Genomic DNA, 24818 nt, shown 5'->3' with positions numbered 1-24818 from the left:
CCCCCGCCCAACCTGGAAGCGATTCCCGACGCCGTGCCCCGTCCAGAACCCATCCGCGCCGCCAACACCCGCCCCTACGAGGCCATGGGACGCACCTACCTCCCCATGGCGGAGCTGAGGCCCTTCAAGCAGCGGGGCATGGCTTCCTGGTACGGGCGCCGCTACCACGGCCGTCCGACCGCCTCGGGGGAGCCCTACGACATGTACGCCATGACGGCAGCCCACCCCATTCTGCCGATTCCGAGCTATGCTCGGGTGACCCATCTCGGCAACGGCAAGTCCGTGGTGGTGCGCATCAACGACCGAGGGCCCTTCCTGTCGGAGCGCATCATCGACCTGTCCTACACCGCGGCCTACAAGTTGGGCATGGTGGAGACGGGCAGCGCCTGGGTGGAAGTAGAGGCGCTGCTGCCGGGGGCACAGCCCACCGCCCTGCCCCCCCAGGAAAGCGCCTCGACGGGAGAGGCCAGGCCTGGGAGGGAGGTCGCGGGCTCTGCCCTTGCTTCCACCGGGAGCAGCATTTCCCAGACTGAGCAGCCTGTCACCCCGGGCTACTATCTACAATTGGGCGCCTTCGGGCTGCGGGAAAACGCGGAAGCCTTCCTTGCGCGGCTGCGCAGCGAGCTCGCCTGGCTCGCGGGCTCCCTGGAGCTTGCCTTCCACGAACGGCTGTTCCGGGTGCAGGCTGGGCCCTACCCCGACGCCGCGTCGGCCCGGGAGGCGGCCGGGCGCATTGCCACCGTCCTCAACCTGAGGCCCCTGATCGTCTCCCGGTAGGGCTTACGCCGGCCCGCAGCCCACTAGAGAATGTAGCGTGATAGGTCGTCGCTCTGGGCGAGATCCTTGAGCCGAGCATCCACGTAGGGCGCGTCGATCACCACGCTCTGGCCGGAGCGGCGCCCCGCCTCGAAGGACACCTCCTCCAGAAGCTTCTCCATCACCGTGTACAGCCGCCGGGCGCCAATGTTCTCGGTGCGCTCGTTCACTTGGTAGGCAATCTCTGCCAGCCGCCGGATGCCGTCCGGGCGGAAGTCCAGGCTCACCCCCTCGGTGGCGAGCAGGGCCTGATACTGGCGTGTGAGGCAAGCGTCGGTGTTCGTGAGGATCTGCTCGAAGTCATCCACCGACAGAGAGTCAAGCTCCACCCGGATGGGGAAGCGCCCCTGGAGCTCGGGGATCAGGTCCGAGGGCTTGGACAGGTGGAAAGCACCGCTCGCGATGAACAAGATATGGTCGGTGCGGATCATGCCGTACTTGGTGGACACGGTGGTCCCCTCCACCAGGGGCAGCAGATCCCGCTGCACCCCCTGGCGGGAGACATCAGCGCCCACCGTCTCGGCGCGGCTTGCGATCTTGTCGATCTCGTCCAGAAAGACGATGCCGTTCTGCTCCACGTTGGCCACCGCCTTGGCCTTGATCTCGTCCTCGTTCAGGAGTTTGGCTGCCTCTTCGTCGGTGAGGAGCCGCATCGCCTCCTTGATCTTCAACTTGCGTAGCCGCCGGCGAGCGGCGCCCAGGCTCTGGAACAGACCCTGGATTTGAGAGGTCAGCTCCTCCATGCCGGGCGGGGCAAAGATTTCCATGTGGGGCTGCACCGCCGCCACCTCGATCTCGATCTCCCGCTCGTCCAGCTCGCCCTCCCGCAGCTTCTTGCGGAACTTCTGCCGGGTGGCACTATCGGCCTCCGGTGCCGCTTCGGTGCCGAAGCCCCGTGCCGCGGGGAGCAAGGCGTTCAGGATGCGCTCCTCGGCCAGCTCCTCCGCCCGGTGCCGCACCTTGCGCGCCTCCTGCTCCCGGGTCTGCTTGACTGCCACCTCCGCCAAGTCGCGCACGATGGTGTCCACGTCCCGTCCCACGTACCCCACCTCGGTGAACTTGGTGACCTCCACCTTGATGAAGGGGGCGTCGGCGAGCCGCGCCAGGCGGCGGGCGATCTCCGTCTTGCCGACCCCGGTGGGGCCGATCATGAGGATGTTCTTGGGCGTGATCTCCTGGCGCAGGGGCTCCGGCACCCGCTGCCGCCGCCAGCGGTTGCGCAACGCGATGGCCACCGCTCGCTTGGCGGCCTCCTGGCCGATGATGTGCTTGTTCAGCTCGTGGACGATTTCCTGGGGGGTCATGGACATGGGCGCGATCCCTTGAGCTTGCCGGCGCTCGGAAAACCGTTCGGCCGCGACGTACGGATCGCAGCCGGGGCGCCGGCGTCTACTCCAGCACCTCGATCACATGCTGCTGGTTGGTGTAGATACAGATGTCGGCGGCGATGGTGAGCGCTTTGCGCACGATTTCCTCGGCGCCCAGTGGGGTGCACTCCAGCAGCGCCCGGGCCGCCGCCTGGGCGTAAGGACCGCCGCTGCCGATGGCGATGATGCCCATCTCCGGCTCCAGCACGTCCCCGTTGCCGGTGATGATGAGGGAGGTCTCCCGGTCCGCCACCGCCAGCATGGCCTCCAGCCGCCGCAGGATGCGATCGGTGCGCCAGTCCTTCGCCAGCTCCACCGCCGAGCGGGTGAGGTTGCCTTGGTGCTTCTCCAGCTTGGCCTCGAAGCGCTCGAACAAAGTGAAGGCATCCGCCGTCCCACCGGCGAAGCCTGCCAGTATGCGCTCGTTGTAGAGCCGCCGCACTTTGCGCGCGCCCGCCTTCACCACCACGTTGCCCAGCGTGACCTGGCCGTCGCCGCCCAGCGCCACCTGGGCGCCCCGGCGCACAGAAACGATGGTGGTGCCATGAAACCGATCCATGGGTCGAAGCACCGGAAAGGCAAAGAGAACAAATTATAGCCCGCTCCGGGCGCCGGTGCCGGAAGGTGGCCTATTCGCCCAGGCGGTCGGAAGCATAGATTCTCTCGATCTGGGCCTGATAGCGCTTCAGGATCTCCCGGCGCTTGAGCTTCATGGTGGGAGTGAGCACGCCGTTCTCGATAGTCCACGGTTCCCGCTCGACGATCACTCGGCGCACCCGAATGTAGCGGGGGAAATCCTTGAGCTGCTCGTTGGCTCGCTTGACGAGCTTTTTCTCGTCGCTCTCCTGGGTCACCGCCACCATGACGATGTACGGCCGTCCCTCACCCACCAGCGCCACTTGCTCGAAAATCGGGTCATTGAGAATCGCCGCCTCCACGTGCTCGGGCGGGAACTTCTCGCCATTGGACAGCACTACGATTTCCTTGGTGCGGCCGATGATGTAGACCCGCCCGTCGCGTAGCTCCACCTGATCCCCCGTGTTGAGCCAGCCGTCCCGGTCGATGACGGCCGCGGTCGCCTCCGGATCGCGCCAGTAGCCGAGCATCACGTTGGGGCCCCGCACCAGCAGCTCCTGTTTTTCGTTCACCCGGATCTCCACTCCGTCCAGGGGTTTTCCCGCGGAAGTGGGGTCGTTGTCGTCCTCGCGGTTGGCGGTCACCACAGGGGAGGCCTCGGTCAGGCCATAGCCTTGGAGCAGGAGCAGGCCGAGCCCGACGAACGTCTTGGCGATGCGCAGCTCCACCGCCGCGCCGCCCACCACGGACAGGCGCACGCGCCCGCCCAGGCGCGCCATGATCTTCTGGGCGACCAGCCGCTTGAGCACCGCGTACTGCAACCGCTCCAGGGCGCTGCCTTGTTTCTGGAAAAGCTTCCAGCCGAGCTCCACCGTGCGGTCGAAGAGCGCCCGCTTGAGCCGGGCGTTCGCCAGGCTCTGGCCGATGCGGGCGAGAAAGCGCTCGTAGACCCGCGGCACTGCCAGCAGGATGGTGGGCCGGATGGCGGCGAGATCCTCTGCCAGTTGCTGGATGCTGCGGGAATAGGCCACGCGGATGCCCCGCTTAAGGGGCAGGTAGTAGCCTGCAGTGCGCTCGAACATGTGGGATAGAGGGATGATGGACAACATCACGTCGTCATCGTAGAGGGTGACCACCTTGAGGCAAGCTTCCACATTGGACATGATGTTGCGGTGGGAGAGCATCGCCCCCTTGGGGCGGCCCGTGGTGCCGGAGGTGTAGCAGATGGTGGCGAGAGTCTCTGGCTCGAGATCCACGACCTGAAATGGCTGCTGCGCCTGCGGCAGCCAACGCTCCAGGTTATGCGCCCCTTTCTCCGCGCCCCCTTCCAGGCACACCAGTAGGGGGAGCTTCTGGCACGCGGCCCGCAGGGACTCCACCAGGCGGTCGTTTTCCAAAACGAGCAGCCGCGCTTCCGCGTGGTTCGTGCACCAGGCGATGTTCTCGGCATTGTCGTTGACGTAGAGGGGGACCACCACCAGCCCCATTCCCAAGGCCGCCAGGTCGGCCGCCACCCAGTGAATCCCGTTCTTCAGACACAGGGCCACTCGATCGCCCGGAGCGAAGCCCTGGTCCCGGAAGGCCTGCTGCCAGCGGGCCGCGAGTTCCAGCATCTCCGCCGCGGTGTAATCTTTCCAGCGCTCGCCGGTCCATTGGGTGTAGAGCACCCGATCGCTGCGAGTGCGGTACTGGTCAAGATACTCGGCGAGGTTCATGGGAGGGCGAAAGATGCGTCGCAAACGGGCGGTTGGTTTGTTTTGGATCGGGCGCGGTAGCGGTCCTTCCTTCTCGTTCTGCTGGACTCGGGATGCCGAGGGCTTGAAAACGCTTTCAGCGCAAGGCGTAGTGTACCGGCGCGCTCGCTTTTTTCAACTCGGAGACTTGAATGAAATTTGACCTTCACCAGGCCCGGTTGTTCTCCCCTTGCCCCCGGGGTCTCGAGCTCGCCCTCGCCGAGGAGCTGACGGAACTGGGGGTGCGAGATCCCGCGCCGGTGGAGGGCGGAGTCAGCTACGGCGGCGATCTGGCCCTGTGCTACCGCGTCAATCTGGCGAGCCGTATCGCCAGCCGCGTCCTGTGGCAGGTGGGGCAGGGCACTTACCGGGACGAGCAGGATGTCTACGACGCCGTCTCGCGCCTGCCGTGGCCGGCCTGGTTCGGGCCGTCGAATACCCTCCGCGTGAACGTGGCAGGGAAGGGCTGTCCGCTGAAAAGCCTGGACTATGTAACCCTGCGCATCAAGGACGCGGTCTGCGATCGGTTCCGGGTCGAGCGGGGGAGGCGCCCCGACGTGGACACCCGCTCGCCCGATGTGCGCATCTATGCCTTCCTCGAGGCGCGGCGCCTGACTCTTTATCTGGATACCAGCGGCGAGCCTCTGTTCAAGCGGGGCCTACGCACCGCCAGCGGAGAAGCCCCCATCCGGGAAAACCTGGCCGCGGGCATCCTGCGCCTCGCCGCCTGGAAGCCCGGCGTGCCTCTGCTCGATCCCATGTGCGGCAGCGGCACCTTCCTGCTGGAGGCGGCGCAAACGGCTCTCCAGGTGCCGGCCGGCCTCAGGCGTCCCTTCGCTTTCGAGAAGCTCGCTTTCCACTCCCCGCGCCTGTGGCGGGAAGTGCGCCGGGAGGCCGAATCCCGGATCCGGCGTACCTCCCCTGGCCTCATCTGGGGCTGCGACGCGGATGCCCGGGCGGTGCGCATGGCCGCCGCCAACCTCCAGGCGGCCGGGCTCTCCGACGTGGTGCAGCTGCGCCGCGCCGACGTGCTGGAGCTCCTCCCCCCCACGCCGACGGGCATCCTGGTGGCCAACCCCCCCTACGCTGTGCGGCTGGGGCAACGCGACGCCCTCGGTGCTTTCTACCCGCGCCTGGGCGATGCGCTGAAGGCGCGCTTTGCCGGATGGAGCGTCTATCTACTGACTGCGGACTTGCGGCTGCCCCGGCTGATCCGCCTCAAGCCTACCCGGCGCGTGCCCCTCTTCAACGGCGCGCTGGAGTGCCGCCTGTTCGAGTTCCGCATGGTGGAAGGCAAGATGGCCAGGAAGCGGGTGGAAACCACGGAGGAACACGGCGGAGAGTGAGCGCAGCGGCACACGCTTCGCTTCCGGTAACCGGAAGTTCCTGAGCCGGGTCATCGGAGAAGGTCTCGCGGCCGCCTTTAAGTGAGCCGCAGATGGTCCAGGCCCTCCATCAAGTTCTTCTCCTTCGCCTCTTGGCCCCGCAGTTTGATTTCGAGCCGCAGCTCGTTCATGGAGTCTGCATTACGCAACGCGTCCTCGTAGGTGATCAGGCCGGCCTCGTACAGATCGAACAGGGCCTGGTCGAAGGTCTGCATGCCGAGCTCCCGGGAACGCTTCATGACGTCCTTGATCTCGTGCACCTGGCCCTTGAAGATCAGGTCGGAAATGAGGGGCGTGTTGAGCATGATCTCGATGGCCGCCACCCGTCCCTTGCCTTCGGCGCGCGGGATCAAGCGCTGGGAAATCATCGCCCGCAGGTTTAGGGAAAGATCCATGAGGAGCTGGGGCCGCCGGTCCTCGGGGAAGAAGTTGATGATGCGGTCCAGCGCCTGGTTGGAGCTGTTCGCGTGGAGGGTAGCCATGCACAGGTGGCCGGTCTCGGCAAAGGCGATGGCGTAGTCCATGGTCTCTCGGTCGCGGATCTCCCCCATCAGGATCACGTCCGGCGCCTGCCGCAGGGTGTTCTTGAGGGCCACGTCCCAGGAATCGGTGTCCACGCCCACCTCCCGCTGGGTGACGATGCACTTCTTGTGTTCGTGCACGTACTCGATCGGATCCTCAATGGTGATGATGTGACCCTGGCTGTTTTCGTTACGGTAGCCGATCATGGCCGCCAGGGTGGTGGACTTGCCCGAGCCGGTCGCGCCCACGACGATTACCAAGCCTCGCTGGCTCATCACCACCTCTTTGAGCACTTCCGGCAAACCCAGACTTTCCAGCGTCGGAATCTCGGTGTTGATGGTGCGTAGCACCAGCCCCACCCGGGCCTGCTGTACGAAGGCGTTGACCCGGAAGCGGCCGATGCCGGAAGGGCTGATGGCGAAGTTGCATTCCTTGGTGGACTCGAACTCGGCCGCCTGCCGGTCGTTCATGATGGCGCGGGCGAGCTCCAAGGTGTGCTGGGGCGTCAGGGGCTGGCTGGACACCGGGACGATTCTGCCGTCCACCTTGATGGCGGGAGGAAACCCGGCGGTCAGGAACAAGTCGGAGCCGTTCTTGCTCACCATCAGGCGCAAAAGATCGTACACGAGCTTGGTTGCCTGGTCGCGTTCCATGTCGGCCTCCTAACAAGCCTCCCGTCCATGGTTCGAGAGCTGCCTTGGCAGCCCCGGGCCCCAGCCGCCCAAATGCTCAGACACCGGGAAATAGATCCTTGTTGACGGCCCGAGAGCGGGCTTCGGAAGCAGCCACCACGTTACGCCGCACCAGGTCCTGCAGGCACTGGTCCAGCGTCTGCATGCCCACCGCCTGCCCCGTCTGGATAGCGGAGTACATTTGGGCGATTTTGTTCTCCCGGATCAGGTTGCGGATGGCGGGCGTGCCGATCATGATCTCATGGGCCGCCACGCGCCCCGAACCGTCCTTGGTCTTGAGCAGGGTCTGGGAGATGACCGCCCGCAGGCTCTCCGAAAGCATGGCCCGCACCATCTCCTTCTCCGCCGCCGGGAAAACGTCCACGATCCGGTCCACGGTCTTGGCAGCGGAGCTGGTGTGCAAGGTGCCGAACACCAGATGCCCGGTCTCCGCCGCCGTGAGGGCGAGGCGAATGGTCTCCAGGTCCCGCATCTCGCCCACCAGGATCACGTCCGGGTCTTCCCGCAGGGCGCTGCGCAGGGCGTTGGCGAAGGAGTGGGTATGGGGCCCCACTTCCCGCTGGTTGATCAGGCAGCGCTTGCTCTCGTGCACGAACTCGATGGGGTCCTCGATGGTGAGGATATGACCGTGCTCGTTCTCGTTGATGTAATTGATCATGGCGGCCAGGGTGGTGGACTTGCCTGAGCCGGTGGGGCCGGTCACCAGCACAATGCCACGGGGCTGGCTGGCGATATCCTGGAAGATCTTCGGGGCGTTGAGCTCCTCCAGCGAGAGCACCTTAGACGGAATGGTGCGGAACACACCGCCGGCGCCGCGGCTTTGCACGAAGGCGTTCACTCGGAAGCGTGCAAGGCCGGGAATGGCGAAGGAGAAATCGCATTCCAGGTGCTCCTCGTAGTGCTTGCGCTGGGAATCGTTCATGATGTCGTAGATCATCGCGTGCACGTCTTTGTGCTCCATGGGAGGGAGGTTGATGCGGCGCACGTCCCCGTGCACGCGGATCATGGGGGGCAGGCCCGCCGACAAGTGCAGGTCGGAGGCCTTGTTCTTAACGGCAAACGCGAGGAGCTCGGCGATGTCCATTATAATTTCCTGCTGCGGCGTCCCGGATTCAGAGATAAGATCCCGCGGTTAAAGCGATTTCCAGCCAAAAGCCCGGCCGATTATGTCCCCAATCGCAAAACGCCTGCAAGTCGTGCGGGAGCGCATCCGACGAGCGGCCGAGGCGGCCGGAAGAACGGTGCAGGAAGTGCAGCTCGTGGCGGTGAGCAAGACCTGGCCGCCCGAGGCGATTCGGGAAGCCTATGGGGCCGGTCAGCAGGCCTTCGGCGAGAGTTACGTGCAGGAAGCCCTCGGAAAGATGGAGGCCCTGGCAGACCTGCCGCTGGAATGGCACTTTGTCGGCCCTATCCAGCGCAACAAAACCGGGGCCATCGCCCACCGCTTCGCCTGGGTCCACAGCGTGGACCGGGAACGCATCGCCCGGCGGCTCGCCGACGCTCGCCCCCAGGAGATGCCGCCCCTCAACGTGTGCATCCAGGTCAACGTGAGCGGCGAGGCTTCAAAAAGCGGCGTGGCGCCGCAAGAGGTTCTCCCCTTGGCGCAAGCGATCGCCGACCTTCCGCGCCTCAAACTGCGCGGCCTCATGGCAATCCCCCGCCCCACCCGGGACCCAGGGGAACAGCGGCGCCAGTTCCGCCTTTTGCGAGATCTCCGTCTGGCACTGCAGGCCCAGGGAATCGACGCCGACACCCTGTCCATGGGTATGTCCGACGATCTGGAAGCGGCCATCGCCGAAGGTGCCACCCTAGTGCGGGTGGGCACGGCGATCTTCGGGCCGCGCCCGAAGAAGACGAGCCGCCAGGAAGGGCAAGAAGAAAAGGAAATCCTCTAACGCAAAGAGCACGGAGGCGCGAGCATGTTCATTGCGACATTGAAAAACCTTCCTTCTTCTCTGCCCTCTCGTCGCTTTGTACGTTAAGGAAAATTCTTCGGCATTCCGTGGCAGGAGGAGACGATGCCCCTTACCTTCATTGGCGGCGGCAACATGGCAACCGCCCTGATCGGAGGCCTGCTCCACAAGGGCTGGAGCGCAGGTGAAATCTGCGTGGTCGAGATCGACGCGGCCCAACGGAAGCGCCTGGCGGAGCGTTTCGGCGTGGCGACGAACGCAGCGCCGGAAGTGGGCACCGACGACACGGTACTCCTAGCGGTCAAGCCCCAGCACATGCGCGAGGCAGCCCGGAGCCTCGCCGGGCGCCTCGAGCGGCAGCTCGTGATCACCATCGCCGCCGGCATCCGGTTGGGCGATCTGGCCCGCTGGCTGGGGGGTTACCGGCGCCTCGTGCGCTGCATGCCCAACACCCCCGCCCTGGTTCACTGCGGCGTCACCGGTCTCTACGCCCTTCCCGAGGTGGATCCTAAAGAACGAAAGCGGGCCGAAGCCATCCTGAGCGCCGTGGGCCGCACGCTTTGGTTCGAGCAGGAGGCGTTGCTCGACGCGGTCACGGCAGTTTCGGGCAGCGGGCCGGCGTACGTGTTCTATTTCATACAGGCGCTAGAGGAGGCGGCGGCGGGCTTGGGGCTCGAGCCCCAGCAGGCACGCTTGCTCGCCCTGGAGACGTTTTACGGTGCCGCTACCCTGGCCCGCCAGAGCGAGGCGCCGGTCGCCTCGTTGCGCGCCCAGGTGACCTCTAAGGGCGGCACGACGGAGCGGGCGCTCGCCGTGCTGGAGGCCGCTCGGGTACGCAGCCACATCGAGGATGCGGTGCGCGCTGCCCATGCGCGAGCAATGGAACTGGGCGACGAATTCGGAAAACTCGACTGACATGGCAAGCCAAGCCCTCGTCTTTCTTTTGGAGACTTTTTTTGGACTGTTCATCCTGGCGCTGCTCCTGCGCTTCTATTTGCAGCTGTTTCGCGCGCCGCCCTACAACCAGCTGTCCCAGTTCCTGGCGGCGGTCACTAACTTCGCCGTACTGCGTGCCCGGCGCGTGATCCCGGGTCTGTGGGGCGCCGACCTGGCGACGCTGGTGCTCGCCTGGCTAACCGAAATCCTGCTGCGACTGCTGGTGCTCTTCATTGCGGGTCATACCCCGGGGGGCTCGGCGGTCGGCGCGGGTCTCATCGCTCTCGGCGTGTTCGCCGCAGTGAAGCTTCTGAAGCTCAGCATCTACATCCTGATGGTGGCCGTGATCGCGCAGGCAGTGCTCTCCTGGGTGAATCCCTACAGCCCGGCCGCTCCGATCCTCGACAGCCTCACGCGGCCATTTCTCAGGCCTTTTCGGCGGTGGATCCCGCCCATCGCCAACGTGGATCTGTCGCCCCTCTTCGTCTTGATCGCTTGCCAGTTGGTGCTCATGCTGCCGGTGGCCTGGCTGGAGATGAGTCTTGCCCGGATCTTGTGAAGCGCCACGCTCTCCCTCAGCGGCGAAACCCGCCCCTGCCCCCCTCGGCTCGGTGGAGCTCAGCGTGTACGTGCAGCCCGGCGCGCGGCGCACGGAGGTGGCGGGCTTCCACGCAGGCCTTCTCAAGATTCGCCTCGCCGCCCCGCCCGCAGAAGGCAAGGCCAACGCGGAACTTGAGCGCTTCTTGGCCCAGGCCCTGGGGGTGCCGGCGCGGCAGGTGAGAATCGTCTCTGGCGCCAGCGCGCGCCGCAAGCGGGTGGCCGTGACGGCGCCGGCGTCGGGAATCGAAGCCCTGCTGCGCGCCGCCGCAGAAAAGGAAAAACCGTAGCCGGGGACGGCCGCGGAGCTACATGAGGACGACGTCGTACTGTTCCTGGGTGTAGAGAGTCTCCACCTGCAGGCTCACCGGCTTGCCGATGAAGTCGCCGAGCTGGGCCAGGCTCTGGGACTCCTCATCCAGGAACATGTCGATGACGGTCTGGGAGGCGAGAATGCGAAACTCCCGCGCATTGAACTGGCGCGCTTCCCGTAAAAGCTCCCGCAGGATCTCGTAGCACACCGTCTGGGCGGTCTTGATCTCGCCCCTGCCCTGGCAGGTGGGACAGGGTTCGCACAGGATGTGGGCGAGGCTCTCCCGGGTGCGCTTGCGGGTCATTTCCACCAGCCCCAAGGCCGTGAAACCGTTGACCGTCATTTTGGTGCGATCCCGAGCGAGGGCCTTCTTGAACTCGGAGAGCACTGCAGCCCGGTGCTCTTCGCTGTCCATGTCGATGAAGTCGATGATGATGATGCCCCCCAGGTTGCGCAGTCGCAATTGCCGGGCGATGACCTGGGCCGCCTCCAGGTTGGTCTTGAAAATGGTCTCGTCGAAGCTGCGGCCCGAGACATAGCCGCCGGTGTTGACGTCGATGGTGGTAAGGGCCTCGGTCTGATCAATGATGAGATAGCCGCCGGATTTGAGGTCCACGCGGCGGGCCAAGGCCTTTTCGATCTCGTCCTCCACCCCGTAGAGATCGAACAGGGGCCGCTCCCCGGCGTAATGCTCGATCTTCTCCACTACGTTGGCCACGAAATCCGCCGCGAAGGCGAGCATTTTTTGGTAGGTCTCCCGGGAATCCACCAGGATGCGCCCCGTCTCCTCGCCCACGAAATCCCGCAACACCCGCAGCGCCAGGGTAAGGTCCTGGTAGAGCAAGGCTGGAGGGCCGCTGGTGCGGAACTTCTCCTGGATGTCGGCCCACTGCTTGCGCAGGTAGGCGATGTCGGCCACCAGCTCGGCGTCGGTGGCGCCCTCCGCCACGGTGCGAATGATGTAGCCGCCGCCTTCGCCTGGTGGAATGAGCTGCAGCAGCCTCTCTTTCAGCATCTGCCGCTCGGTTTCGTCCTCGATGCGCTGGGAGATACCGATGTGACTTTCGTGGGGCAGATAGACCAGAAATCGGCCGGCAATGCTGATCTGGGTGGAAAGGCGCGCCCCCTTGCCGCCAATCGGGTCCTTGATCACCTGCACGAGCAGGCTCTGGCCCTCGGACAGCAGCCGCTCGATGGGAAGCGCTGCCTGTCCGTTCTGACGCGGCGCCCAGATGTCGGCCACGTGGAGGAACGCTGCCCGATCAAGCCCGATGTCGATGAATGCCGATTGCATGCCGGGGAGCACCCGCGATACCCGCCCCACGTACACGTTGCCGACCAGCCCCCGGCTGCTCGCGCGCTCGATATGCAGCTCCTGGACCACGCCCTGCTGGATGACGGCGACCCGGGTCTCCTGGGGCGTGACGTTGATCAGGATCTCGTCGCTCATGGCGGCGGATTTTTGCATCTCGGCGACGGGACGCTCAGAAAATTCCATAGCCGAGTCGCTTGAGGAGCACACTGGTCTCGTACAAGGGCAGGCCGACTACCCCGGAATAGCTGCCGCGCAGCTCGGTCACGAAAACGGCGCCAAGCCCCTGGATGCCGTAGGCCCCGGCCTTGTCCATGGGCTCCCCCGTGGCAACATAGGCGGCAATCTCCTCCTCCGAGAGGGGGCGGAAGGTGACCTCGCTCGCCGAAAGGGTCGACTCCAATCGGTCCTCGAAGGCGACTGCCACCCCGGTATAGACCTGGTGGGTGCACCCGGAGAGGCGGCGCAGGATTTCTGCCGCATGGGCGCCGGACTGGGGCTTGCCGATGATGAGGCCGTCGTGCGCCACCACCGTGTCGGCAGCTACCAGGGGATAGACCGGATACATCCGGGGCAGCCGCCGTTGCATGAGGTAGCGCATGCCAGCCTCGGCCTTGGCCCGGGCGATGCGCTCCGCGAAGGCTTCGGGCGCTTCGCCGGCGCGAGGCGTTTCGTCCACGTCCGGCTGGCGTGTGGGACCCTCCCGCAAGAGCAGAAGCTCGAACTCGATACCGACCTGTTTCAGTAGTTCCCGCCGCCGCGGGCTGCGGGAGGCGAGGTAGACGCGCCTGCGGTTGAGCACCATGGTTTGTTCTTTTCACTCCCGGTGATAGGGATGCCCCTGGAGCAGGGCGAGCGATCGGTACAACTGCTCCGCCAGCACCACCCGTGCAAGGCCGTGGGGCAGGGTCATGGCAGAGAGGGCAAGGAGCAGGTCCGCTTCCCGCTTGAGGTCAGGGTGCAGTCCGTCGGCACCGCCGATCACAAAGGCAACGTCGCGCCCGCTTCCCAGACAGCGGGACAGGAAGCGGGCGAAACCCCGGGTGTCCAGCGTCTGGCCCCCTTCGTCCAGCACTACCCGCATGCACCCACCGGGTAGAGCCGCGCGAATGCGGTCCCGCTCGTGCCTCAAGGCTTGCTCCACGCTCCTCCCCGTCCGCCGTTGCGCCCGGATCTCGACCAGCTCCACGCGCGCCTCCCGGGGCATGCGCCGGGCATAGTCCTCGAAGCCGGCGTTCACCCAGGAAGGCATCCTTCCGCCCACCGCCACCACCAGGAGCTTCATGGCAACGCCCGGTGGAAGCCGGGGCTCAGGTGAGGCTCACCAGTTCCGGCTGGATCCGCTCGGGTTCGCGGCGGAGGCGGCTGCCACCCCAAAGCTCCTCTAGGTTGTAGTAGCGGCGGGCCGCAGGCTGCATCACATGGACGATGACCGAACCCAGGTCGATCAGGATCCACTCGGCAGCAGCCTCCCCTTCAACGCCCTGCACCGGGGCGCCGGCTTGCTTCACTTTTTCCACCACGTGGATCGCAAGGGCCCGCGTCTGCCGCGAGGAGTCGGCGCTGGCGATGATCATGCGGTCGAACAAGGTGGTGAGCTTGGTCGTGTTCAACACGACGATATCGCGGGCCTTGATGTCTTCGAGCGCCGTAACGGCGATTTTGACCAGTCTCTCGGGTTTCATCCGCCTCCTGGGAGGTACAACCGGTTGATCTCAATATAATCGAGAACCGAATCGGGAAGCAAATAACGGGGGCTGCGCCCGGCGCCCAGCAGGGCCCGCAGGAAGGAGGCGGAGATGGCGAGGGGAGTCGTGGCCACCGGGAGCATGCGCCCCGCGGGAGCGCAGGCAAGCGCCGCCGGACTGTCACAGCGACGGGCTTCCCACTGCCCCAGAAGCGCCGGCGGCCAGGCCGGATCCGGAACGGGACCGCCCCCGGGCCGGTGAACCAGCACCAGGTGGGCCAGCTCTCCCAGTCGCTCCCAGCGGGACCAGGCGGTTAGGCGCGCCGCCGCGTCGCTTCCCAAGATCAGGCAAAGAGCCACATCGGGGCCCAGCCGCTGCCGCAAGGTCTCCAGAGTATCCACGGTGTAGCTCACGCCCGGGCGCTGGAGCTCGCAGCGCTCCAGGATGAAACGGGGATTGCCCGCGATGGCGAGGCGCACCATCTCCGCCCGGTGCTCTGGCGCCGCCACCGGAGCCGCCCTGAGGGGCGGCCGGGCCGCCGGTACGAAGCGCACTTCCGCCAGGTCCAGGGCCTCCGCCACCTCCTCGGCAACGCGCAGGTGGCCGTAGTGGATGGGGTCGAAGGTGCCCCCGAGGACCCCGATGCGCCGAAAGGCTTTCAAAGCACCAGCCGGCGGATGTCGGACAGCACCTCGGCCAGGGTGGTGATGAACCGAGCGGCCGCCGCCCCGTCGATCACCCGGTGATCATAGGACAGGGACAAAGGCAGGAGCAGCCGGGGCACGAACTGCCCGTCCTGGTACACCGGTTTCCAGGCAGCACGGGATACCCCCAGGATGGCCACCTCGGGCGCGTTGATGATGGGGGTAAAGCCCGTACCGCCGATGCCCCCCAGGCTAGAGATGGAAAAGCAGCCCCCTTGCATGTCGGTGGGTGCCAGCTTCTTTTCCCGGGCCCGGGCGCTCAGCTCCGCGAGCTCCCGGGCGAGGGCCAGTACCCCTTTGCGATCCACGTCCCGGATCACCGGCACCACCAGACCTTCGGGCGTATCCACTGCCACGCCGATGTGGTAGTAGCCCTTGATCACCAGGGCGTCGCCTTCCGCCGTGAGGGAGCTGTTGAACTCCGGATATTTCTTGAGGGCCGCCACCGAGGCCTTGAGCAGGAAGGCGAGGAGGGTCAGGCGCACCCCCTCCTTTTGGGCCTCCTCCGCCATCTGCTTGCGAAACGCCTCCAGCTCGGTGATGTCCGCCTCCTCGTGTTGGGTGACATGGGGAATGGCCACCCAGTTGCGGTGCAGGTTCGCCCCCGAGATCTTCTTGATCCGGCTCAAGGGGCGAATTTCCACCGGGCCGAATTTGGAAAAATCCACTTGCGGCCAGTCGGGCAGGCCGAACCTGAAACCGGCGCCCACAGCCGGTTGGGCGAGCGCCTGCTTGACAAAGGCCTGCACGTCCTCCTTAAGGATGCGACCCTTGGGACCCGAACCTTTCACTTGGGAAAGATCCACCCCCAGCTCCCGGGCGAAACGGCGCACCGCTGGGCTCGCATGGGCTTTGTGAAATCCCGCTTCGTCCAGGCGGGGCGGCGCCTCGGAAGCCGCAACGGGCGGTTGCCGGGGAGCAACGGCCGGTGCGGGGACACTTTCCCGCGGTGCAAACGCTTCTCGCGCCGGCGGGACCGAGGGGGCCGCGGCTGCGGACCGTGCTTCGTTCGCGGCGGAGGCTTGCGGTGCGGCCTGGGACGGCTGGGCGGCCTCTTGGGCGGAAGCGACCTCCAGGGTCAACACCAAGGTTCCCTCGGAGACCTTGTCCCCCACTTTCACCTTGACCTCCTTCACCGTTCCAGCCGCCGGCGAAGGCACGTCCATGGTGGCCTTGTCCGACTCCAAGGTGATGAGGGGATCTTCCACCTTCACCGGGTCGCCGGGTTTGACCAGCACCTCGATGATGGGCACGTCCTTGAAATCGCCGATGTCCGGTACCCTTACTTCTTGCACTGTCGTCATGGGTTGCGTGCTCCGGCTGCGGGATGCTGTCGTTGCACGGGACTCATACCTTCCACGGATCGATCCGCTCGGGGTCGAGGCCGTATTTCTTGATGGCTTCCGTCACCCTGGAGGCCGGCACCGTCCCCTCGTCGGCCAGGGCTTTGAGGGCTGCCACCGCCACCTGGTAGCGGTCCACCTCGAAGAAGCGGCGCAGTTTCTCGCGCGTATCCGAGCGCCCGAAGCCGTCCGTACCGAGGGCGATGAAGCGCTTGGGCAGATAGGGCCGGATCTGGTCGGCGAGAAGCCGCATGTAGTCGGTGGCCGCAACCACCGGCCCGGGCCGCTGCATCAGGCACTGCTCCACGTAACTCCTGCGCGGCGGCGCTTCCGGGTGGAGCAGGTTCCAACGCTCGACGCTCATGCCTTCCCGCCGCAGCTCGGTGAAGCTGGTGACGCTCCACACGTCGGAGAGCACGCCGAAATCGTTCGCCAGCAGCTCCGAGGCGGCGATCACCTCCCGCAGAATGGTGCCGCCGCCCAGGAGCTGAACTCGTGGCGCCTTCGGGCTGTTGCCCGCAGCTGCCTCGGAGAAGAGATACATCCCTTTGAGAATGCCCTCCCGCACGCCTTCAGGCATGGGTGGATGGGCGTAGTTCTCGTTCATCACGGTGATGTAGTAGTACACGTCCTCCTGGTCGTGCATCATGCGCCGCAGGCCGTCCTGGATGATGACGGCAAGCTCGTAGGCGAAGGCAGGATCGTAGGCGATGCAGTTGGGCACGGTGGAGGCAAGAATGTGGCTGTGGCCGTCCTGGTGCTGCAGCCCCTCACCGTTTAGGGTGGTACGGCCGGAGGTGCCGCCCATGAGAAACCCGCGACAGCGCATGTCCCCCGCCGCCCACAGCAGATCGCCCACTCGCTGGAACCCGAACATGGAGTAGAAAATGTAGAATGGGATCATGATCTGGTTGTGGACGCTGTAGGAGCTGGCCGCCGCCATCCAGGAGCAGGTGGCGCCTGCCTCGTTGATGCCCTCCTGCAGGATCTGACCGTGCTTGTCCTCCTTGTAGAACATGAGCTGGTCAGCGTCCTCGGGCACATAGAGCTGCCCCACCGTGGACCAGATGCCGAGCTGGCGGAACATGCCCTCCATGCCGAAGGTGCGTGACTCGTCGGGCACGATGGGCACCACGTACTTGCCGATGTTCTTGTCCCTTACCAGCAGGTTCAGGATGCGCACGAAGGCCATGGTGGTGGACATCTCCCGGCCGTCCGAGCCCTTGAGCAGGGATTCGAAGGCGGACAAATCCGGCACGTCGAGAGACTTGTCGGCCTTCTGCCGCCGAGAAGGAAGATAGCCTCCCAAGGCCATGCGCCGCTCGCGCATGTAATTGAGCTCGGGCGAGCCTTCCTCGAACTTGAGGTAGGGGATCTCTTCCAGCTTCTCGTCGGGGATGGGCAGCTTGAAACGGTCGCGGAAGGCCTTGAGCGAGGTGGTGCCCATCTTTTTCTGCTGATGGGTGATGTTCTGGCCTTCGCCCGCCTCTCCCATGCCGTAACCCTTGACCGTCTTCGCCAGGATCACCGTGGGCTGGCCTTTGTGGTTCACCGCTGCGTGGTAGGCGGCATAGATCTTGTGGGGATCGTGGCCTCCTCGGTTCAGGCGCCAAATGTCGTCGTCGGTCATGTGGGCGACCATTTGCGCGAGCTCCGGGTACTTGCCGAAGAAGTACTTGCGCACGTAGGCCCCGTCCCGCGCCTTGAAGGTCTGGTACTCCCCATCGACGCATTCCTCCATGCGCTTGAGCAGCAGCCCATTTTTGTCCTGGGCGAGCAGGGGATCCCAGTAGGAGCCCCAGATCAGCTTGATTACGTTCCAGCCGGCGCCGCGGAAATCCCCTTCCAGCTCCTGGATGATCTTGCTATTGCCGCGTACCGGACCGTCCAGGCGCTGCAAATTGCAATTGACGACAAAAATCAGGTTGTCCAGCTTCTCGCGGCCGGCCACGGAGATGCAGCCCAGGGACTCGGGCTCGTCCATCTCCCCGTCGCCGCAGAAGCACCATACCTTGCGCCCCTCGGTGTTCACGATGCCCCGGTCGTGCAAGTACTTCATGAAGCGGGCTTGGTAGATGGCCTGGATGGGCCCGAGTCCCATGGAGACCGTGGGAAACTTCCAGAACGTGGGCATGAGCCAGGGATGGGGATAGGAGGAAAGCCCCCGGCCGTCCACCTCCTGACGGAAGTTGTCGAGTTGTTCTTCGGTGAGCCGTCCCAGAAGGAAGGCGCGGGCGTAGATGCCCGGGGCCGAGTGTCCCTGCACGAACACCAGATCGCCCCCGTGGTTTTCGCTCTCGGCGTGCCAGAAGTGGTTGTAGCCCACGTCGTAGAGGGTAGCGGCGGAGGCGAAGCTGGCGATGTGGCCCCCCACGTTGGTGCGGCGATTGGCTCGCAGGACCATGGCCACCGCATTCCAGCGCACATAGGAGCGGATGCGGTGCTCCAGTTCGTGGTCGCCGGGTGAGGGCACCTGCTTTTCGGGGGGAATGGTGTTGACGTAGGGCGTGGTGAGGTCGCGAGGCACGTACATGCCGCTGCGGCGCGCCCGGTCGATCAAGGCATCGAGCAGATAGTTGGCCCGTTCGGCGCCTTCAAACTCCAGCACCGCCTCGAAGGCCTCCAGCCACTCTTTGGTTTCCTGGGGATCGTGGTCAGGAAGGGCAGCCATTTTCTCCACCTCGTCTGTTGGACTTTATGGGGGGCGGCACGGGCGGTGGCCCGCGCCTCGGAAATCCCTGAAAAGCGCCCTGCGCTGAGCGCCTTTTTCAGGAATTGCCTTCGCTCAAGCGAGCGGCTCGTGGCGCTGCGCTTGGATGGTCGAAAATCATGATACCGGGCACGGGCGCATTTTTCCACGCGCGCCGGTGCGACTCAGGCAGCGTCGATGGGATCGGCGAGGAGCATGGAACGGCTCGTGCGCGCCTGATGCTCGGCTGCGATCACCGTGTTCTCAAGGAGCATGGCGACGGTCATGGGCCCGACACCACCCGGCACCGGCGTGATGCGGGAAGCGTGCTGGGCGACGGTGGCGAAGTCCACGTCGCCCGTGAGCCTTCCGTCCGGGAGGCGGTTGATCCCCACGTCGATCACCACCGCGCCGGGCTTCACCATATTCCCGGTGACGAGGCCCGGTTTGCCTACGGCAACGATAAGGAGATCGGCGAGCCGGGTGTGCCGGGGGAGGTCTCGGGTCTTGGAATTGCACACGGTGACGGTGGCCCCTTCCTGCAAGAGCATCAAGGCCAGGGGCTTGCCCACCAGGTTGCTCGCCCCCACCACCACGGCATGCTGGCCTCGGCAGGAAATTCCCTCGTGGGCGAGCAGCCGCAAGATGCCCGCTGGGGTGCAGGGCGCGAGCCCCCAGCGACCGATGGACAGCAACCCCACGTTACGCAAGTGCAAGCCGTCCACGTCCTTCTCTGCCGCCACCGCTTCGAACACCCGGTGGGCGTCCAGGGTGGGAGGCAAGGGCAGTTGCACGAGAATGCCGTGCACGGCCGGATCCTGGTTCAAGCCTTCGAGGGTGCGGATCAATTCCGCCTCGGGGATGCAGGCCGGCAGCTCGATGCGGCGGGAGAAAATTCCCACCTCCCGGCAGGCTCGCACCTTGGTGCCCACGTACACCCGGGAAGCTGCATCGTCTCCCACCAGAATGACCGCCAGCCCCGGAACGACCCCGGCCCGGCGCAGCCGAGCCACCCGCTCCTTGACCCGGGCTCGCACCTGGGCGGCCACCGCCCTGCCATCGATGATCTTCGCCGTCATGGAAAATGAGAAGGCTGTGGCTGCCCATTATAATGCAACGCAGCAGCCCCGCCCTGGGCACCCGAACGGAGTGGATCCCGGCCGCTGCGGGGCGGGCCGTCAGGAGAGATTGCGCCGGTCGTCGATCACCTTGCCGTCATTGGGCAACTCCTCCGGGCGGCACAGGGCTGCTTCGCCCCGCAAGCCGGTCACATCCCGCAGGGTGCCGGTCAAGGCATCGAGCAGCCCGGCCGCCTGTGCCCCTGCTGCCAGCTCGCATTGAAGAATCATGCGATCGTTGCCGGCTTCGTCCCGGTCCACCACCAGGCGCGCGCGGCGCACCTGGGGATAGCGCCGCAGGATCTCCGCTACCTGGGCGGGATGCACAAACATTCCCCGGACCTTGACGGCCTGGTCGGCCCGCCCCATCCAGCCCCGGATGCGCTGGTTCGTGCGTCCGCAGGGGCTACGCCCGGGCAGCACGGCGGACAGATCCCCGGTGGCGAAGCGGATCAGGGGATAGTCCGGGTTGAGGGTGGTCACCACCACCTCGCCCACTTCCCCGTCCGGGACCGGATCGCCCGTCCCCGGCTGCACGATCTCCACGATCACCCCTTCGTCCACGATGAGGCCCTCCAAGGCCGGCGACTCGTAGGCGATGAGCCCCAGGTCGGCGGAGGCGTAGCATTGGAGCACCCGGATGCCTCGGCGGCCCATGTCCTCCCGCAGGCTCCTCGGGAGCGCTTCCGCTGAGACCAGGGCCTTGGCAAGGCAGGAGATGTCCATCCCCAGCGCGTCGGCCCGCTGGCACAGGATCTTGAGAAAGGAGGGGGTCCCCGCGTAGCCCTGGGGCCTGAGCCGTGCAATGGTCTGGACCTGGAGCTCGGTCTGGCCCACGCCGGCCGGGAACACGGTGCAGCCCAGCGCCCGGGCGCCACTATCGACCATGAAGCCGGCCGGGGTGAAATGGTAGGAAAAGGCGTTGTGCACCCAGTCGCCGCGGCGAAAACCTGCCGCGTAGAGGGCTCGAGCGAAACGCCACCAGTCGGGGCCGGCGCCTTCGGGATCGAAGATAGGCCCGGGGGAGGAGAAAACGCGCGTGACCGCCCCCAGTGCCGTGGAGACGAGCCCTCCGAACGGGGGTTCGGCCCGCTGCAGTTCGGGAAGATCCGACTTGCGGATGAGGGGCAGCCGGGCGAGATCCGCGCGGCTTTGAACGTCGGCGCCGTTGACACCAGCAAGAAGCCGTGCAAAGCCCGGCGCGATCCGCTTCGCTCGCTCGATCTGGACCGCGAGTGCCTCCAGCAGGGCCCGCTCCCGAACCTCCGGATCGCGGGTTTCCAGGGCGTCGTAGTAGTCCATGGGCTTCGCCGCTTGAGGCTCAGGTGAGCCAGCGCTTGCGGCGCCGGTAGTGCTTGACGTCCCGGAAGCTCAGCCGCCCCCCTTTGGAAATGCCCAGGTAGAACTCCTTGACGTCCTCGTTGTTCGCGAGCGCCCCGGCCTCGCCCTCCATCACCACCCGGCCGTTTTCCAGGATGTAGCCGCGGTGGGCGTAGCGCAGGGCGAGGCTCGCGTTCTGTTCCGCCAGGAGGAAGCTCACGCCCTCGTTGCGGTTCAAGCTTTGCACGATCTCGTAGATCTCTTCCACGATCTGGGGCGCAAGCCCCATGGACGGCTCATCCAGCAGGATCATGCTGGGGCGAGCCATCAAGGCCCGGCCCACGGCGGTCATCTGTTGCTCGCCCCCGGAAGTGAAGCCCGCCATGGCGTTGCGCCGTTCCTTGAGGCGCGGAAAATACTGATAGACCCGTTCCAGGTCCTGTCTGATCTCGCCACGGGTCGCCCGCCGAGTATAGGCGCCCGTGAGCAGGTTCTCCTCCACCGTGAGATGGCCGAAGATGCGTCGGCCCTCCATCACCTGGATCACCCCCATTCTCACCAGCTCGGGAGCGGAAAGGCTCTCCACCTGTCGGCCCTTGTAGACAATGGTGCCCTTGGTCACTTCGCCCCGCTCCGCCCGCAGCAGGTTGGAGATGGCCTTGAGCGTGGTAGTCTTGCCCGCCCCGTTGGCGCCTAGGAGCGCCACGATCTTCCCCTCCGCCACCTCCAGGGACACGCCTTTCAGCACCAGGATGACGTGGTCGTAGATGACCTCAATGTTGTTGACCGTGAGCAGATAAGGGCTCGCCTCCAACCTGCTCGCAGCGCTTAGCTCGTGTAGACGCTCCATGGCTCCTCCGTCGGGGCGGACGGCGCAGGTACCGCATTGGCCCGGTCCCGCGCCGTGGCCGCTACGCTCAGCCGCCCGAAATGATCTTCTTCAGCGGCTCGGGATAATTGCCGCAGTCGGAGCCGAGGGACACACCCTCCCGGGGTTTGATCCCCTTCTCCTTGGCGTACTTGGCCGCCGACTCCTCGATCATGGGGCGCACGATGGATTGGTCGGAGGGAATCCAGTCGGTGATCACCTTCCAGCGCTCCCCGTCCCACTGCTGGAACTTGACCGCACCGCCACCCTCGTGGTCCTGGCAGGTGACCTTCAAGGGCTGCAGTAGGCCGAAGGCTCCGAGCTGGCGGATACGCTTCTCGTCGATGTTCAGGTTCTCGATGCCCCAGCGGACCTGTTCCGGCGTGAGGGATTTGCCCTTGCCGAATTTCTCCTGGGCGGTGCGAATCGCCTCCACGGTGAGGATGCCCTGGATCACGCCGCGGTTGAAGTACTGCTGGCCGATGCGGCTCTGGTCGGTCATGTTGCCCCGGTTGCCCCCTCCGTAGACGTATTTCAGGATGTCCTGAATCACCGGGAAGTCGCGCCCCGAGGGATGGAAAGCAGCCGCGATGAAGCCCTTGGCGGCGTCGCCCGCGGGAATCACGTCCTCCTCTGCACCGCTCCACCACACGCCCACGATCCGGTCGGCCGGAAAGCCCACCTTCTGGGCCGTCTTCAAGGCCGTCGGGTTCATGACTCCCCAGCCCCGCAGGATCACCCAGTCGGGCTTGTAGCGGCGGATTTCCAGCCACTGGGACTGTTGTTCGTTGCCCGGGTGGGGCACCTCGATGTGCTTCACCTCGAAGCCGTACTTCTTCGCCTGGACGTCGAGGACCGGGATGGTCTCCTTGCCGTAGGCGGAGCCATGGTAGAGATTGGCGATCTTCTTGCCCTTGAGCTTGTCCATGCCGCCTTCGCGCATGCCGATGAAGCGGATCTTGGCGGTGTTCTGGCTCCAGTAGTTGGTCACTAGGGGGAAGATATAGGGGAAGATGCGGCCGTCGGAGGCATCAGTGCGCCCGTATCCCATGGAAATGATCGGGATCTTGTCGGTTGTGGCCCGCTCGATCAGGGAATAGGTGATGCCGGTGGAAAGGGGCGTGAACACAGTCCCACCGGTCGGGCCCTTGCCCTTGAGCCGCTCGTAGCATTCCACGCCCCGGTCGTTCTTGTACTCGGTCTCGCACTCCTCCCAAGTGAGCTTGACCCCGTTTACCCCGCCGTCGCGCTTGTTGATCATGTCCAGGTAGTCGATATAGCCGCCAAAGAACCCGGAGCCGCCCGGAGCATAGGGCCCGACCCGGTAGGACAGCATGGGAATGAACTGCTCAGCGGCTTTGACCGCGTTGGAAGCCCCCGCCAGCGCGCTGGCGGCCACCAGGGCCAAACCGATGCGGTACGACTTCAATGACTCGCGTTTCATCCTCTTTCCTCCTTCCAATGCTTTATCGATGGAATGCATGGCCTCCTTGGGCCGGGTCTTGTCAACGCTTGCGCCTCGATCCCATGGTACGCCTCCTCGTCAGTGGGGGAACGGCCAAAGCCGCAACTTCTCCTTGGCGATCTGCCACAGCCGGGCGAGCCCGTGGGGTTCCACCGCCAAAAAGAAGATGATGAGCCCGCCGAAAATCACCAGCTCCAGATTGGATAGCACCGCCATGCGCACCGCACCGCCAAACCAGGCGTGGGCGAGCACGTTGAGCAGGATGGGCAGCAGGGTGATGAAGGCCGCCCCAAGAAAGGAGCCCAGGATGCTCCCCATGCCGCCGATGATGATCATGAACAGCACCTGGAAAGAGCGTGTCAGATCGAACGCCTGGGGTTCCACCGTCCCCAGGTAAGCGTAGGCGTACAAAGCCCCCGCGATCCCGCAGTAGAAGGAGCTGATGGCGAAGGCGAGCAGTTTGGTCTTGAGCATGGGAATGCCGATCACCTCCGCCGCCACGTCCATGTCCCGAATGGCCATGAAGGCGCGGCCCGTCCCGCAGCGCATCAGGTTCTTGGCCGCCAGCGCAAGCACCGTCACGATGGAGAGGGTGAGCAGATATTTCTCCAGAGGGGTATCCAGGGCGATGCCCAGCAGGACCATGGTCTGGGCGTCGATCACTCCCGAAGGGCTGTAGTTGGTGAACCAGCCGAACTTGATCAGGGCCCACTCGATGAAGAACTGGGCGGCGAGGGTGGCCACCGCCAGGTAGAAGCCCTTGATGCGCAGGCTGGGCAGTCCGAAGAGGATGCCCACCAGGGCGGCGGTCAGCCCCGCCAGCACGAAGGCGAGCAGGAAAGGCATGTCGGGCACGCGCAGCATGAAGTTGTAAGCGGCGAAGGCTCCCACCGCCATGAAGCCCGCCGTGCCCAGGGAAAGCTGTCCCGCGTAGCCGGTCAGGATGTTGAGGCCCAAGGCCGCCAAGGACAGGATCAGGAAGGGGATAAGGATGGCGGTGAACCAGTAATCGTTGCCGATCAAGGGCACCACGACGTAAGCAAAAGCCAGGATGAGCGCCATGCCAAGGCGATCCTGGCGGATCGGGAAGATCTGCTGATCGGCGACATAGCTGGTCTTAAACTGGCCGGCTTCCCGATAGATCATGCTGCGGTCCCGTCTCTGCGCGTTTTGTCCCCGCCCTCCGGCTCACACCCGCTCGATGCGCTTTTCGCCGAAGAGGCCCTCCGGCCGCACCAGCAGAAACACCATGGCCAGCACGTAGGGGAACCAGTTCTCGATGCCCCCGCCCACGTAAGGCCCGACGTAGATCTCGGCCAGCTTTTCGGTGGCTCCTACGATCAGGCCGCCGACGATCGCGCCGGCGATGGACTCGAAGCCCCCTAGGATGAGCACTGGCAGCGCCTTGAGGGCGGTGAAGGTGAGGGCGAACTGGACTCCAGTGCGGGCGCCCCACAGCAG

The 24818-nt window shown here is 65.4% G+C and carries 23 protein-coding genes and 1 pseudogene; 6 read left to right on the top strand and 18 right to left on the bottom strand.

Translation table 11 applies throughout. The features are described from left to right. A partial coding sequence (locus V7Q81_RS06105; protein ID WP_333841042.1) for a septal ring lytic transglycosylase RlpA family protein occupies positions 1–777 on the top strand: 777 nt, incomplete at its 5' end. 23 nt (positions 778–800) lie between these two features. Here V7Q81_RS06105 and hslU read toward each other — a convergent pair. From hslU to V7Q81_RS06090, 3 genes are all read right to left on the bottom strand, one after another. Continuing rightward, complete coding sequence (gene hslU / locus V7Q81_RS06100) at positions 801–2126, bottom strand: ATP-dependent protease ATPase subunit HslU (RefSeq protein WP_333841041.1); 1326 nt, start codon at positions 2124–2126, stop codon at positions 801–803. 79 nt (positions 2127–2205) lie between these two features. Then, positions 2206–2742 (bottom strand): ATP-dependent protease subunit HslV, encoded by a 537-nt coding sequence (gene hslV / locus V7Q81_RS06095; protein WP_333841040.1) that lies wholly within the window; start codon positions 2740–2742, stop codon positions 2206–2208. 70 nt (positions 2743–2812) lie between these two features. Next, positions 2813–4474 (bottom strand): AMP-dependent synthetase/ligase, encoded by a 1662-nt coding sequence (locus V7Q81_RS06090; RefSeq protein WP_333841039.1) that lies wholly within the window; start codon positions 4472–4474, stop codon positions 2813–2815. Between the two features lie 170 nt (positions 4475–4644). Between V7Q81_RS06090 and V7Q81_RS06085 the strand changes: the two genes are divergently transcribed. Then, on the top strand, positions 4645–5838 hold the full coding sequence (locus V7Q81_RS06085) for a THUMP domain-containing class I SAM-dependent RNA methyltransferase (RefSeq protein ID WP_333841038.1): 1194 nt from the start codon (positions 4645–4647) through the stop codon (positions 5836–5838). Between the two features lie 77 nt (positions 5839–5915). Here V7Q81_RS06085 and V7Q81_RS06080 read toward each other — a convergent pair whose 3' ends face one another. Together V7Q81_RS06080 and V7Q81_RS06075 are read right to left on the bottom strand one after the other, a co-directional pair. Further along, positions 5916–7052: a PilT/PilU family type 4a pilus ATPase gene (locus tag V7Q81_RS06080; protein WP_333841037.1), complete on the bottom strand. Its 1137-nt coding sequence runs from the start codon at positions 7050–7052 to the stop codon at positions 5916–5918. A 76-nt stretch (positions 7053–7128) separates the two neighbouring features. Continuing rightward, positions 7129–8175 (bottom strand): type IV pilus twitching motility protein PilT, encoded by a 1047-nt coding sequence (locus V7Q81_RS06075; RefSeq protein WP_333841036.1) that lies wholly within the window; start codon positions 8173–8175, stop codon positions 7129–7131. An 82-nt stretch (positions 8176–8257) separates the two neighbouring features. Between V7Q81_RS06075 and V7Q81_RS06070 the strand changes: the two genes are divergently transcribed. From V7Q81_RS06070 to V7Q81_RS06055, 4 genes are all read left to right on the top strand, one after another. Continuing rightward, a complete protein-coding gene (locus tag V7Q81_RS06070; protein ID WP_333841035.1) occupies positions 8258–8986 on the top strand; it encodes a YggS family pyridoxal phosphate-dependent enzyme in 729 nt (242 codons plus the stop codon). Between the two features lie 123 nt (positions 8987–9109). Beyond that, positions 9110–9919, top strand: a complete 810-nt coding sequence (proC, locus tag V7Q81_RS06065) for a pyrroline-5-carboxylate reductase (protein WP_333841034.1) — start codon at positions 9110–9112, stop codon at positions 9917–9919. A gap of 1 nt (position 9920) precedes the next feature. Beyond that, positions 9921–10499, top strand: coding sequence for a YggT family protein (locus tag V7Q81_RS06060; RefSeq protein WP_333841033.1), 579 nt, complete (start codon positions 9921–9923; stop codon positions 10497–10499). Positions 10500–10563: 64 nt separating this feature from the next. Then, complete coding sequence (locus tag V7Q81_RS06055) at positions 10564–10827, top strand: DUF167 domain-containing protein (RefSeq protein ID WP_333841032.1); 264 nt, start codon at positions 10564–10566, stop codon at positions 10825–10827. Positions 10828–10845: 18 nt separating this feature from the next. Here the strand turns inward: V7Q81_RS06055 and rng are convergent, their stop codons facing one another. The 13 genes and pseudogenes from rng to V7Q81_RS05990 all read right to left on the bottom strand — a co-directional run. After that, on the bottom strand, positions 10846–12300 hold the full coding sequence (rng, locus tag V7Q81_RS06050) for a ribonuclease G (protein ID WP_333841043.1): 1455 nt from the start codon (positions 12298–12300) through the stop codon (positions 10846–10848). 34 nt (positions 12301–12334) lie between these two features. Beyond that, entirely contained in the window at positions 12335–12967 is a 633-nt protein-coding gene (locus V7Q81_RS06045) for a Maf family protein (RefSeq protein WP_333841031.1), read from the bottom strand. A 12-nt stretch (positions 12968–12979) separates the two neighbouring features. Next, a complete protein-coding gene (gene rlmH / locus V7Q81_RS06040) occupies positions 12980–13447 on the bottom strand; it encodes a 23S rRNA (pseudouridine(1915)-N(3))-methyltransferase RlmH (RefSeq protein WP_333841030.1) in 468 nt (155 codons plus the stop codon). A 25-nt stretch (positions 13448–13472) separates the two neighbouring features. After that, entirely contained in the window at positions 13473–13847 is a 375-nt protein-coding gene (rsfS, locus tag V7Q81_RS06035) for a ribosome silencing factor (RefSeq protein WP_333841029.1), read from the bottom strand. Continuing rightward, positions 13844–14512: a nicotinate-nucleotide adenylyltransferase gene (gene nadD, locus V7Q81_RS06030; protein WP_333841028.1), complete on the bottom strand. Its 669-nt coding sequence runs from the start codon at positions 14510–14512 to the stop codon at positions 13844–13846. The genes rsfS and nadD overlap by 4 nt, the downstream gene beginning before the upstream one ends. Continuing rightward, complete coding sequence (aceF, locus tag V7Q81_RS06025) at positions 14509–15858, bottom strand: dihydrolipoyllysine-residue acetyltransferase (RefSeq protein WP_333841027.1); 1350 nt, start codon at positions 15856–15858, stop codon at positions 14509–14511. Before aceF ends, nadD begins: the two co-directional genes overlap by 4 nt. A gap of 43 nt (positions 15859–15901) precedes the next feature. After that, positions 15902–18568 carry a pyruvate dehydrogenase (acetyl-transferring), homodimeric type gene (gene aceE, locus V7Q81_RS06020; protein ID WP_333841026.1) on the bottom strand — a complete coding sequence of 889 codons (2667 nt, stop codon included), beginning with the start codon at positions 18566–18568 and terminating at the stop codon, positions 15902–15904. Positions 18569–18771: 203 nt separating this feature from the next. Further along, positions 18772–19665 carry a bifunctional methylenetetrahydrofolate dehydrogenase/methenyltetrahydrofolate cyclohydrolase FolD gene (gene folD / locus V7Q81_RS06015; protein ID WP_333841025.1) on the bottom strand — a complete coding sequence of 298 codons (894 nt, stop codon included), beginning with the start codon at positions 19663–19665 and terminating at the stop codon, positions 18772–18774. A gap of 99 nt (positions 19666–19764) precedes the next feature. Continuing rightward, positions 19765–21006, bottom strand: coding sequence for a phenylacetate--CoA ligase family protein (locus tag V7Q81_RS06010; protein ID WP_333841024.1), 1242 nt, complete (start codon positions 21004–21006; stop codon positions 19765–19767). Positions 21007–21025: 19 nt separating this feature from the next. Further along, a complete protein-coding gene (locus V7Q81_RS06005) occupies positions 21026–21874 on the bottom strand; it encodes an ABC transporter ATP-binding protein (protein ID WP_333841023.1) in 849 nt (282 codons plus the stop codon). A gap of 67 nt (positions 21875–21941) precedes the next feature. After that, complete coding sequence (locus V7Q81_RS06000) at positions 21942–23336, bottom strand: ABC transporter substrate-binding protein (protein WP_333841022.1); 1395 nt, start codon at positions 23334–23336, stop codon at positions 21942–21944. 99 nt (positions 23337–23435) lie between these two features. After that, positions 23436–24503, bottom strand: a complete 1068-nt coding sequence (locus V7Q81_RS05995; protein ID WP_333841021.1) for a branched-chain amino acid ABC transporter permease — start codon at positions 24501–24503, stop codon at positions 23436–23438. Between the two features lie 42 nt (positions 24504–24545). Then, positions 24546–24818: pseudogene (locus V7Q81_RS05990) on the bottom strand (branched-chain amino acid ABC transporter permease); the annotation flags it as partial.

The organism is Pelomicrobium sp., from assembly GCF_036803785.1.
In the GTDB taxonomy this organism is placed as follows: domain Bacteria; phylum Pseudomonadota; class Gammaproteobacteria; order Burkholderiales; family UBA6910; genus Pelomicrobium.
The sequence above is the reverse complement of the archived record's forward strand: the minus strand, read 5'-3'. Positions and strand labels throughout refer to the sequence as shown.